Source organism: Arthrobacter sp. Soil763, from assembly GCF_001428365.1.
In the GTDB taxonomy this organism is placed as follows: Bacteria; Actinomycetota; Actinomycetes; order Actinomycetales; family Micrococcaceae; genus Arthrobacter.
On record NZ_LMSH01000003.1, the window covers coordinates 304,919 to 317,199 of the forward strand.

The window sequence follows — 12,281 nt, forward strand, 5'->3', positions numbered from 1 at the left end:
AGTGAAGAAGACAGACGTGACAAAAACAGCAACGACCCCCGCGGTGCTCGTCCTCGAAGACGGCCGCATCTTCCGCGGCACCAGCTACGGCGCCACCGGCACGACCCTGGGCGAGGCGGTCTTCGCGACCGGCATGACCGGCTACCAGGAAACCATCACCGACCCCTCCTACGCCCGCCAGCTCGTGGTCCAGACCGCGCCGCACATCGGCAACACCGGCGTGAACAAGGACGACGCCGAATCCCGGAAGATCTGGGTGGCCGGCTACATCGTCCGCGACGCCGCCCGCCGGCCGTCGAACTGGCGCTCAGAGCGCAGCCTCGACGAGGAGCTCATCGACCAGGGCATCGTCGGCATCCAGGGCGTTGACACCCGCGCCATCACCCGGCACCTGCGCGAACACAAGACCATGCGCGCCGGGATCTTCTCCGGCGAGGCGGCGGCCGCCACGGACAAGGAACTCCTCGACGCGGTGCTGGCCAGCGCGCCGATGGAAGGCTCCCGCCTGGCCGAGGAAGTCAGCGTCGATGAGGCCTACACGGTCGAACCCGCCGACTGGGGCTGGGAAGGCGAGCCGCGCTTCAGCATCGCCGCGATCGACCTCGGCATCAAGCGGATGACCCCGATCCGCTTCGCCGAACGCGGCGTCCGCGTCCACGTGCTGCCGGCCACCGCCACCCTGGAGGACGTCAAGGCCGTCAACCCCGACGGCGTCTTCATGTCCAACGGCCCCGGCGACCCCGCCACCGCCGACAGCCAGGTGAACCTGCTCCGCTCCGTCCTGGACGCCAAGCTGCCCTACTTCGGCATCTGCTTCGGCAACCAGATCCTGGGCCGCGCCCTCGGCTTCGGCACCTACAAGCTCCGCTACGGCCACCGCGGCATCAACCAGCCCGTCATGGACCGCCGCACCGGCAAGGTCGAAATCACCTCGCAGAACCACGGCTTCGCCGTCGACGCCCCGCTTGAGGGCGCCACCCAGGCCCCCGAGGAGCGCTTCGGCCGCGTCGAGGTCAGCCACGTCAGCCTCAACGACGACGTCGTCGAGGGCCTGTCCTGCCTCGACATCCCGGCCTTCTCGGTCCAGTACCACCCCGAAGCGGCCTCCGGCCCGCACGACGCCGCGTACCTCTTCGACCGCTTCATCGAGCTGATGGCGGACACCAAGGCCGGCGACTCCAAGACTGCCCCCGACTCCAAGACTGAGGACAAGAAGTAATGCCCAAGAGAACTGACCTGAAAAGCGTCCTGGTCATCGGTTCCGGCCCGATCGTGATCGGCCAGGCGGCCGAATTCGACTACTCCGGCACCCAGGCACTGCGCGTCCTCAAGGAGGAAGGCCTCCGCGTCATCCTCGTCAACTCCAACCCGGCCACCATCATGACCGACCCGGAGTTCGCCGATGCCACCTACATCGAACCGATCACCCCCGAGGTGGTTGAGAAGATCATCGCCAAGGAGCGCCCCGACGCGATCCTGCCCACCCTTGGCGGCCAGACCGCACTGAACACCGCGATCGCCCTGGACAAGAACGGTGTGCTGGAGAAGTTCAACGTCGAGCTGATCGGCGCCAACATCGCTGCGATCGAACTCGGCGAGGACCGCGAGAAATTCAAGGGCGTCGTGGAACGCTGCGGCGCCGAATCGGCCCGCAGCCACATCATCCACACCATGGACGAGGCCCTCAGCGCAGCCGAAGACCTGGGCTACCCGATGGTGGTCCGGCCCTCCTTCACGATGGGCGGCCTCGGTTCCGGCCTGGCGTACAACGAGGATGACCTGCGCCGGATCGTCGGCCAGGGCCTGCAGTACAGCCCCACCTCCGAGGTGCTGCTCGAAGAGAGCATCCTGGGCTGGAAAGAGTACGAACTCGAGATGATGCGGGACAAGAACGACAACGTCGTGGTCGTCTGCTCGATCGAGAACTTCGACCCGGTCGGCGTCCACACCGGCGACTCGATCACCGTCGCCCCGGCCCTGACCCTGACCGACCGCGAGTACCAGCGGCTGCGCGACATCTCGATCGCCGTCATCCGTGAGGTCGGCGTCGACACCGGCGGCTGCAACATCCAGTTCGCCGTCGAGCCGGGCACCGGCCGCGTCGTCGTGATCGAGATGAACCCGCGCGTCTCCCGCTCCTCTGCCCTGGCCTCCAAGGCGACCGGCTTCGCGATCGCCAAGATCGCGACCAAGCTCTCCCTCGGCTACACCCTGGACGAGATCCCGAACGACATCACCCAGAAGACCCCGGCGTCCTTCGAACCGACCCTCGACTACGTCGTCGTCAAGGTCCCGCGCTTCGCCTTCGAGAAGTTCCCGGCCGCGGACTCCACCCTCACCACCACCATGAAGTCGGTGGGCGAGGCCATGGCCATGGGCCGGAACTTCACCGAGGCCCTGCAGAAGGCGCTGCGGTCCCTGGAACAGAAGGGATCGCAGCTGGACTTCAGCGCCGTCCCCGAGTGGGAAATCGCGGAACTGGTCGAGAAGGCCAAGCGGCCCAGCACCGAGCGCCTGCACCAGGTCCAGCGCGCGCTGCTCGGCGGCGCCACCGTGGAGCAGCTGTTCGAGGCCACCGGGATCGACCCCTGGTACCTGGACCAGCTGCAGCTGCTCAATGAAATTTCCCAGGAAATCCGGCAGTCCACCGCCCTGACCCTGGAGATGCTGCAGCGCGCCAAGCGGCACGGCTTCTCCGATGCACAGATCGGCGCCCTGACGCACAACTCCGAGGCCGTCGTGCGCGGCGTCCGGCAGGCCCTGGGCATCCGCCCGGTGTACAAGACCGTGGACACCTGTGCCGCCGAATTCGCCGCGTACACGCCCTACCACTACTCCTCCTACGACGAGGAGGACGAGGTGGCGCTGCACGCCAAGCCGTCGATCATCATCCTCGGCTCCGGTCCCAACCGGATCGGCCAGGGCATCGAGTTCGACTACTCGTGCGTGCACGCGTCGATGGCGCTGCGCAAGGCCGGCTACGAGACCGTGATGGTCAACTGCAACCCGGAGACCGTGTCCACCGACTACGACGTGTCCACCCGGCTCTACTTCGAGCCCCTCACGCTTGAGGACGTCCTCGAGGTCATCGGCGCCGAGGAACGCACCGGCGGCGTGATGGGCGTCTTCGTCCAGCTCGGCGGGCAGACCCCGCTCAAGCTCGCCCAGCAGCTCGCCGACGCCGGCGTGCCGATCCTCGGCACCTCGCCGGAGGCGATCGACCTGGCCGAACACCGCGGCGCCTTCTCCCGCGTCCTCGACGAGGCCGGCCTGGTCTCCCCGAAAAACGGCACCGCCGTTTCCTTCGAGGACGCCAAGAAGATCGCCGACGAAATCGGCTACCCGGTCCTGGTCCGCCCGTCCTACGTCCTGGGCGGCCGCGGCATGGAGATCGTCTACGACGAGGCGAACCTTTCCCGGTACATCGCCAACGCCACCGAGATCACCCCGGACCACCCGGTGCTGATCGACCGGTTCCTGGAGGACGCCGTCGAGATCGACGTCGACGCGCTCTTCGACGGCAAGGACCTGTACCTGGGCGGCATCATGGAACACATCGAGGAGGCCGGGATCCACTCCGGCGACTCCGCCTGTGTGCTGCCGCCGATCACCCTGGGCAACAACGTGATCGACCGCGTCCGGACCGCCACCCGGGCCATCGCCGAGGGCGTGGGCGTCCGCGGCCTGATCAACATCCAGTTCGCGCTGGCCTCCGATGTGCTCTACGTCCTCGAAGCCAACCCGCGCGCCTCCCGGACCGTGCCGTTCGTCTCCAAGGCCACCGGCGTGCAGATGGCCAAGGCCGCGGCGCTGATCGGCACCGGCGTCACCGTCAACCAGCTGCGCAGCGCCTACAAGATGCTGCCGGAATCCGGCGACGGCTCCACGCTGCCGCTGGACGCGCCGGTGGCGGTCAAGGAGGCGGTCCTTCCGTTCAGCCGCTTCCGCACCCTGGAGGGCAAGGTTGTCGACTCCCTGCTGGGCCCGGAAATGCGCTCCACCGGCGAGGTCATGGGCATCGACAAGCACTTCGACACCGCCTTCGCCAAGAGCCAGGCCGCGGCCAACAACGCGCTGCCCACCGAAGGCAAGGTCTTCGTCTCGGTCGCCAACCGGGACAAGCGCGCCATCATCATGGCGGTCAAGCGGCTCTCCGACCTGGGCTTCGAGATCGTCTCCACCGGCGGCACCGCCGACGTGCTGCGCCGCAACGGCCTGCAGGCCACCACGGTGCGCAAGGTCGCCGAGGGCTCCAGCGCCGAGGGGGAGGGCACCATCGCGGACCTGATCGTCGCCGGCGAGATCGACATGGTGTTCAACACCCCCTCCGGCGGCGAAGCCCGCGGCGACGGTTACGAAATCCGCGCCGCCGCGACGTCGATCGGCATCCCGTGCATCACCACGGTGGCGGAGTTCAACGCCGCCGTGCAGGCCATCGAGGCGATGCGGACCTACGAGTGGTCCGTCACGAGCCTGCAGGAGCACGCCGCCTCCCTCGCCGCCTCGCAGCAGCGGGTCCTGCAGGAAGCGAATGCGGATGCCTGAGGCAGGCACCGCTGACACGCCCGGCCGGGAGTCGTTCGGCTCCCGGCTCGGGCGGGCCATGGCCGAACGCGGCCCGCTGTGCGTCGGCATCGACCCGCACCCGGCCCTGCTCCAGCAGTGGGGGCTGGCCGACGACGTCGCCGGGCTGGAGCGCTTCTCGCGCACCGTCCTGGACGCGGTGGCGCCGCTCGCTGCCGCGGTGAAGCCGCAGGTCGCGCTTTACGAACGCCACGGCTCGGCTGGCATGGCCGTGCTGGAACGCACCCTCGCGGCGTCGACGGAGGCCGGCGTGCTCAGCATCGCCGACGCCAAACGCGGCGACATCGGCTCCACCATGGCCGCCTACGCCGACGCGTGGCTGCGCGACGGTTCGGCCCTGGCCGCGGACTCGGTGACGCTAAGTCCCTACCTGGGCTTCGAATCGCTCCGTCCCGCCCTGGACCTCGCGGCGCAGTCCGGCCGCGGCGTCTTCGTGCTGGCCCTGACCTCCAACCCGGAGGGCGCCTCGGTCCAGCACGTCGGCGGCGCCGACTCCGTGGCCCGACGAATCGTCCGGGCCGCCGCCACGGAAAACCAGCGGTACGCCGGAGACCTTGGCTCCGTGGGCCTGGTGGTCGGCGCGACGGTCGGCACGGCGCTGGCGGACCTGGACCTGGACCTCGCGGCCGTCCGGGGCCCGATCCTCGCCCCGGGCCTTGGTGCGCAAGGTGCCACCGCAGCGGACCTGCGCCGCACCTTCGGGGACGCCTACGGCCAGGTGCTCGGCACCTCCAGCCGGGACATCCTGGCTGCCGGCCCGGAACCTGCCGCCCTCAAGGAGGCCGCGCGCCGCACCCTGGACGCGCTCCTCGCGGCCTAGGTGTACCAAGGCGGCCCCGGTCCATTGCTTTCCGGCGATCCCAGACTGTAAGTTCAGGACAAGTCCGCGGTACCGGCCGGCGTGCTGGTGCGGCCCGGCTGACCGGGCCGTCCGCGTGGTCTCGGTTGATAGTGCAGGGAGGACCTCAGTGAGCTTGCGACCCCTCACGCCCCAGGAGCGTGCCGATGCCCTGCACAAGGCCGCCGCGGCCAGGGCGGCCCGCGCCGAGGCGAAAGAGCGGTTGAAGTCCGGCCGGCTGTCGGTCGGCGAACTGCTCAGCGCCGGAGACTCCGACGAGGCCATCGCCCGGATGCGCGTGGTGGAGCTGCTCGAGGCGCTGCCCGGGATCGGCCAGGTCCGCGCAGCGGCGATCATGGACAGGCTCGGGATCGCCGCGTCCCGGCGGGTGCGGGGCCTGGGAATCCACCAGCGCCGGGCGCTGGTAGATTTTATAGACGAGAAATAGCCCGCTTTTTGCAGCCCGGCGCCTTGCAGCGCCGCGGCCGCAACACCGCCAAAGGAATATGTGAGCAAGAAACCCGGACTGACAGTCCTCGCCGGACCGACCGCCGTCGGCAAAGGCACCGTGTCCACCTACATCCGGGACAACTACCCCGGCGTCTGGCTTTCCGTATCCGCCACGACGCGGCCGCCGCGCCCGGGGGAGCAGGACGGCGTCCACTACTTCTTCAAGTCCGCCGAGGAGTTCGACTCCCTGGTCGAGAACGGCGAACTGCTCGAGTGGGCGGTCGTGCACGGCCGGAACCGCTACGGCACGCTCCGCAGCACCGTCGATGCCGCCATCGCCGAGGGCCGGTCGGTGCTGCTGGAGATCGACCTGCAGGGGGCCCGCCAGGTCAAGAAGGCCGTCCCGGACGCCCAGTTCGTCTTCCTGGCCCCGCCGAGCTGGGACGAAATGGTCCGCCGGCTGGTCGGCCGCGGCACGGAATCCGCGGAAGAACAGCAGCAAAGGCTGGAAACCGCTAAACTAGAACTTGCTGCTGAACCGGAGTTCGACCACACCGTCATCAATGATGACGTTCGCCGGGCAGCGGACGAGCTTGTTTCACTCATGGGGCTGACCCCGAACCCGTAGCCCATGCGACGGGATGTACGCCCGTTAGAATTTGGAGAATTCGTGTCCACGAACCTTGAAGGCATCATCAACCCGCCGATCGACGAGCTGCTGAAGGCCGCCGACTCGAAGTACGGACTGGTGATTTTCGGTGCGAAGCGCGCCCGCCAGATCAACGCCTACTACGCCCAGCTGCACGAGGGCCTGTTCGAGTACGTCGGCCCGCTGGTCGACACCAAGCTCAACGAAAAGTCGCTCTCGATCGCCCTGCGCGAGATCAACGAGGGCAAGCTCGTCTCCACGCCGATCGAAGCACCCGCAGAGTAATTAGTCTCTGCTGCCTGACGGAGGTCACGTGCGCATAGTCCTCGGAGTCGGGGGAGGGATTGCCGCCTACAAGGTGGCGTCGCTCCTCCGGCTTTTTACTGAAGCCGGCCATGACGTCACCGTCATCCCCACCGAGGCCGCGACCCGGTTCGTCGGCGTCGCCACCTGGGAGGCCCTCTCCGGGCACCCGGTCAGCAACAGCGTCTTCGACGAGGTGCACACCGTCAACCACGTCCGGCTCGGCCACGAAGCGGAGCTGATCGTGGTGGCCCCGGCCACCGCGGACCTGCTCGCCCGCGCCGCCTCCGGACAGGCCAACGACCTGCTCACCAACACGCTGCTGATGGCCGGCGGTCCGGTGCTGATGGCGCCCGCCATGCACACGGAAATGTGGCAGCATGCGGCAACCCAGGCCAATGTCGAGACACTCCGCAGCCGGGGCGTCACCGTCCTCGAGCCCGCCAGCGGCCGGCTGACCGGTGCCGACTCCGGCCCGGGCCGGCTCCCCGAGCCCGAGGCGATCTTCGCCGCCGCGCTGGCCTTGGCCGGTGGGGCCGAGGTCCCGGACTCACCCGACACCCCGGTGCCCGGGGCGTCGTCGCAGTCCGGGGCGCCGCTGGCCGGAGCCGCTGGGCCGCTGTCCGGACTCACCGTGACCATCAGCGCCGGCGGCACCCGGGAGCCCCTGGACCCCGTCCGCTACCTCGGCAACCGGTCCTCCGGCAAGCAGGGCGTGGCCCTGGCCGCCGCCGCCCGCGACGCCGGTGCCCGCGTCCGCCTGCTCGCCGCGCACATGGACGTCCAGGCCCCGGCCGGCGTCGACGTCGTCCGGGTTGAGACCGCGCTGGAACTGCGCGAAGCAGCCCTGCACGCCGCCGCCGACTCCGACGTCGTCATCATGGCGGCCGCCGTGGCGGACTTCCGCCCCGCCGATGTCTCCGGCACCAAGATCAAGAAGCGCGACGACGGCGCCGATCCGGTAATCTCGCTCGTCCGCAACCCGGATATCCTCCGCGAACTCGTCGAGATCCGCGACGCCGCCGCACGGAACCAGCTGATTGTGGGCTTCGCGGCAGAGACCGGCGACGCCGACGGGGACGTCCTGGAATACGCCCAGGCCAAGTTGCGGCGCAAGGCCTGCGACCTGCTGGTGGTCAACCAGGTCGGCAAGGACCAGGTCTTCGGCCAGGACAGCAACTCCGTAGTCATCCTTGCGAGGTCCGGCTCCGAACCCCAAGAGGCGTCGGGCTCCAAGTCCGACGTCGCGGCTGCCGTGATTGACCGCGTCAGCGCCGAGTTGAGCAGGGCAGTCCCGCCCGCTTGAGCGCTGCCGTAATCAAGGTCTCCTTCGCACAGGGACTCACGCCGCCGGACGCCCGTTTCCCAACCAGTAAGGTAGTTGAGTGACTTTACCGCTGCACATCCCAGACTTCCACGGGTCCACGCCCGCCTCGCTCCGGCTCTTCACGTCCGAGTCGGTGACCGAAGGACACCCCGACAAGATCTGTGACCAGATCAGCGATGCCATCCTCGACGCCCTGCTGACCAAGGACCCTGAGTCCCGAGTCGCGGTGGAGACCCTGGCCACGACCGGGCTGGTCCACGTGGCCGGCGAGGTCACCACGGATGCCTACGTCGAAATCCCGCAGATCGTCCGTGAGACCATCCTTGGCATCGGCTACGACTCCTCGGCCAACGGCTTCGACGGCGCCCGCTGCGGCGTTTCTGTTTCCATCGGCCAGCAGTCCAATGACATCGCCGGCGGTGTCTTCAACTCGCTCGAAGCGCGCGAGGGCCGCCAGGAGGACGACTACGACCTCCAGGGCGCCGGTGACCAGGGCATCATGTTCGGCTACGCCAGCGACGAGACCCCCTCGTACATGCCGGTTCCGATCTGGCTGGCGCACCGGCTGTCCGAACGCCTGACCGAGGTCCGCAAATCCGGCCAGCTCGGCTACCTGCGCCCGGACGGCAAGACCCAGGTAACCGTCGGCTACGACGGCGACCGGCCGGTCTCGGTCGAAACCGTGGTCATCTCCAGCCAGCACGCCGAAGGCGCCAGCCTCGACCAGCTCCGCGCCGACCTGGCCGAGCACGTGGTGGGGCCTGTCATGGCCATGTCGAACCTGGACACCTCCCGGGCCCGCAACATCCTCAACCCGGCCGGAGCGTTCGTGATCGGCGGCCCCGTGGGCGACGCCGGCCTGACCGGCCGCAAGATCATCGTCGACACCTACGGCGGCATGGCCCGGCACGGCGGCGGAGCTTTCTCCGGCAAGGATCCGTCCAAGGTTGACCGTTCGGCCGCTTATGCCATGCGCTGGGTCGCCAAGAACGTGGTGGCCGCCGGGCTCGCCAAGCGCGCCGAAATCCAGATCGCCTATGCGATCGGCCAGGCGCGCCCCGTAGGGACCTACGTGGAGACGTTCGGCACCGAGACCGTCGATCCGGCCCGGATCAGCGAGGCCATTGCCGAGATCTTCGACCTGCGTCCCCGGGCGATCATCGACGCCCTGGACCTCAAGCGGCCGATTTACGCCAAGACCGCCGCCCACGGCCACTTCGGCCGCGAGGAGCCGGACTTCACGTGGGAGCGCCTGGACCGGGTCGACGAGCTGAAGGCCTTTTTCAACGCCTGAGTCCGACGCATGTCTTAGGAGGCCGCCGACTGTCGGTGGCCTGTGATGGACTGTAGCCAGGCCGCCGACCGGTGGCCTGGCTACAGTCTTTTTGGGTCGGGACAGATGCCCGACGGCAGCTGAAGGGAGGCAGGGAACATGAGCACACCACGTGGACGCGCCGCCGCCGCGGCGGAGGAGCCCCTGCAGCTGTCACTGCTGCAGGGCTTCCCTGCCTCCGCGGCGTCCGGCGGACCGCCGCTGGCCGCCGACCTGCCGGTCGCCAGCGTGTTGCTGGAGTCGCCCCTGCCGCACTTGGACCGGCCGTTCGACTACAGCGTTCCGGCGGACCTGGACGCGGCGGCGCAGCCGGGCGTGCGGGTCAGGGTGAAGTTCAGCGGCCAGGAACTGGGCGGTTACCTGCTCGAACGCGTCGCGGAGTCCGACGCCGGCCACGCCCTGCTGCCGCTGCACAAGGTCGTGTCGCCGGTCCAGGTACTCACCCCCGCCGTCGCCGAACTGGCCGGACGGGTCGCCGGGCGGTACGCCGGAACCGTCAGCGATGTCCTGCGCGTCGCGATCCCGCCCCGCATGGCCCGGCTGGAGAAGGAATTTGCTCCGGACGGCAGACTCGACCCGGCACTCTTCGCAGACGCTGGTGACGGGGCCGCCGCTGCCGGTGAGCCTGGCGTTGCCGGTGGCCCTGCCGATGCTGCTGCCCCGTCCCGCTGGGCGGACTACCACAATGGTCCGGCGTTCCTGCAGCACGTGGCCGCCGGGGAATCGCCGCGGGCGGTTCTGGGCGCCCTGCAAGGCTACGGCCGCGGGGGCTGGCCCCGGCTGGTGGCCGAAGCGGTGGCCGCGGTCCGGCGCTCCGGCCGGGGCGCCGTCGTCGTGGTCCCGGACCAGCGTGACCTGGACCGCGCGGAAGCAGCGCTGCTGGAGCTCCTGCCGGCCGGCGACGTCGCCCGGCTCACGGCCGAGGACGGCCAGACACCGCGGTACCGGAACTTCCTCCGGGTGCTCAGCGGCGCCGCCGGGGTAGCGGTGGGAACGCGCTCGGCCGCGTACGCCCCGGTCCGGCAACTCGGGCTGGTGGTGTGCTGGGACGACGGCGACGATCTGCACATCGAGCAGCGCGCCCCGTACGCCCACGCCCGGGAGGTGCTGCTGCTCCGCGCCGCCCATGAAGGTGCCGCGTGCCTGCTCGCCGGGCACGCCCGCAGCACGGAAGCGCAGCGGCTGGTGGAGTCCGGCTGGGCCCGCTCAGTGGAGGCTCAGCGCCACGTGGTCCGCCGCGCCGTGCCGCGGGTGTTGAACACGGCCGACAGTTTCGAGCAGGAGCGCGATCCGCTGGCCCGCATCGCCCGGCTTCCCGGGGCTGCCTGGCGTGCCGCGAAAGAGGGACTGGAGCGCGGACCGGTGCTCGTCCAGGTAGCGCGCGCCGGGTACGCGCCGTCGCTGGCCTGCGAACGTTGCCGCGAACCGGCGCGCTGCACCAGTTGCAGCGGGCCCCTGGCCATCGCCGGCTCGGGCGGAAGCGCGTCGGTGCCGGCGTGCCGCTGGTGCTCCGCGCCGGCGCCGGAGTGGCGGTGCGTTCACTGCAACGGGGTACGGCTGCGTCGCGGGGCCGTCGGGGCCCTGCGGACCGCCGAGGAGCTTGGCCGGGCCTTCCCCGGCAAACCCGTCTTCACCTCTTCGGGGGACCGGGTGCTGGCCGAGGTGACGGATGCCAAGGCGCTCGTGGTGGCCACCGTGGGCGCGGAGCCTGTGGCCGCCGGCGGGTACGCCGCGGCACTGCTGCTCGACGGCGACTCGCTGCTGCGCCGCGAAAACCTCCGAGCCGGTGAAGACGCCGTGCGGCGTTGGTTCAACGCCGCCGCCCTGGTCCGTCCGGCGTCCGACGGCGGACTGGTGGTCATCACGGCCGAAGACACCGCCGGCGTGGGCGCGCTGCTGCGCTGGGACCCTGCCGGGTACGCGGGCCGGGAGCTTGACCTGCGGCAGGAACTGTCGCTGCCACCGGCGGTCCGGGTCGCATCGGTTACCGGCGGCAGAACCGCCGTCGCCCACTTCACCAAGGCCGCGGAGCGGACGCTGGCGCAACAAGGCATCACCCTGCGCTCGGCCGGTCCGGCGCCGCTGGCCGGGGGAGCGGGGCCTGCGGCCGGCGCCCAGCACAGCCCCGGCGGACACCCGGCTCCGGGCGCCCAGGTTCCCGGTGTCCAGCCCGCCGGGGACGTCCGAACCCTGCTCTTTATCCCGTACGCGCAGGCCGCCGACGTTACGAAGGCCTTGCGGGCCGTCAAGGCCGCCGCAGCGGCGAAGCGCACTGACGACCCGGTCCAGCTGCGGCTCGACGGCGTCGACGTGCTCTAGCGGCGCCGGTGTTCCCGCTTGCACGCGACGGCGCGGGCGCCGGTGAGACTCCTCGCGAGGCCGCAGTCCGCGAGCTCAGGGAGGAGACAGGGATTGAACCGGCAATTGCGCACCGCCCGGCTTTTGCCGCAGCCCGCTCGTACCGGCAGGACTGGCCGGAGACGCTCAATTTGTCGTATTGGGCGGTGGCTGAGGCCTCCAGCGAGCTCCGGCCGGAGCCTGGCCAACCCGCTCGATGGGTCGACGTCGACACAAACTGGCGCACTTTCCATCGACTGGATGCGGGCGTGAATGCCGGATTCGCAGCGGCGCAACGCCGCCGGCCCAGCTTCACCAGCTGGGAAACGGGAACGAGCAGCGCAGACTGAGTCGAAGCTGCGCCGCACGGGTCAGCTGCCTGTTGAGGATGAAGCGAGTTATGGCCGTACTTCCGCACTCCCGCCGCAGTATTGTCAGTGCCTCTTGAGATGCTTTGAGT

10 protein-coding genes are annotated in these 12,281 nt (G+C 69.7%); all 10 read left to right on the top strand.

The window, feature by feature from the left end; translation table 11 throughout:
* Position 1: 1 nt before the first annotated feature.
* The 10 genes from carA to ASG71_RS17210 all read left to right on the top strand — a co-directional run bounded on the left by carA (position 2) and on the right by ASG71_RS17210 (position 12,171).
* A complete protein-coding gene (gene carA / locus ASG71_RS11160; protein WP_157366426.1) occupies positions 2–1,219 on the top strand; it encodes a glutamine-hydrolyzing carbamoyl-phosphate synthase small subunit in 1,218 nt (405 codons plus the stop codon).
* Positions 1,219–4,545 (top strand): carbamoyl-phosphate synthase large subunit, encoded by a 3,327-nt coding sequence (gene carB / locus ASG71_RS11165; RefSeq protein WP_056739195.1) that lies wholly within the window; start codon positions 1,219–1,221, stop codon positions 4,543–4,545. Before carA ends, carB begins: the two co-directional genes overlap by 1 nt.
* Positions 4,538–5,404 (top strand): orotidine-5'-phosphate decarboxylase, encoded by an 867-nt coding sequence (gene pyrF / locus ASG71_RS11170; RefSeq protein ID WP_056739959.1) that lies wholly within the window; start codon positions 4,538–4,540, stop codon positions 5,402–5,404. Before carB ends, pyrF begins: the two co-directional genes overlap by 8 nt.
* Positions 5,405–5,552: 148 nt before the next feature.
* On the top strand, positions 5,553–5,870 hold the full coding sequence (gene mihF, locus ASG71_RS11175; RefSeq protein ID WP_056739197.1) for an integration host factor, actinobacterial type: 318 nt from the start codon (positions 5,553–5,555) through the stop codon (positions 5,868–5,870).
* Between the two features lie 60 nt (positions 5,871–5,930).
* Positions 5,931–6,500 (top strand): guanylate kinase, encoded by a 570-nt coding sequence (gene gmk / locus ASG71_RS11180; protein ID WP_056739199.1) that lies wholly within the window; start codon positions 5,931–5,933, stop codon positions 6,498–6,500.
* A 42-nt stretch (positions 6,501–6,542) separates the two neighbouring features.
* A complete protein-coding gene (gene rpoZ, locus ASG71_RS11185) occupies positions 6,543–6,806 on the top strand; it encodes a DNA-directed RNA polymerase subunit omega (RefSeq protein ID WP_056739201.1) in 264 nt (87 codons plus the stop codon).
* A gap of 28 nt (positions 6,807–6,834) precedes the next feature.
* Positions 6,835–8,130, top strand: a complete 1,296-nt coding sequence (locus ASG71_RS11190) for a bifunctional phosphopantothenoylcysteine decarboxylase/phosphopantothenate synthase (RefSeq protein ID WP_056739202.1) — start codon at positions 6,835–6,837, stop codon at positions 8,128–8,130.
* A 79-nt stretch (positions 8,131–8,209) separates the two neighbouring features.
* A complete protein-coding gene (metK, locus tag ASG71_RS11195) occupies positions 8,210–9,445 on the top strand; it encodes a methionine adenosyltransferase (protein WP_056739205.1) in 1,236 nt (411 codons plus the stop codon).
* A gap of 138 nt (positions 9,446–9,583) precedes the next feature.
* Positions 9,584–11,803 (top strand): primosomal protein N', encoded by a 2,220-nt coding sequence (locus ASG71_RS11200; RefSeq protein ID WP_056739207.1) that lies wholly within the window; start codon positions 9,584–9,586, stop codon positions 11,801–11,803.
* A gap of 8 nt (positions 11,804–11,811) precedes the next feature.
* The gene (locus ASG71_RS17210; RefSeq protein WP_082575063.1) at positions 11,812–12,171 is read left to right on the top strand and encodes an NUDIX domain-containing protein; all 360 of its coding nucleotides are present in this window, start codon (positions 11,812–11,814) and stop codon (positions 12,169–12,171) included.
* Positions 12,172–12,281 lie beyond the last annotated feature (110 nt).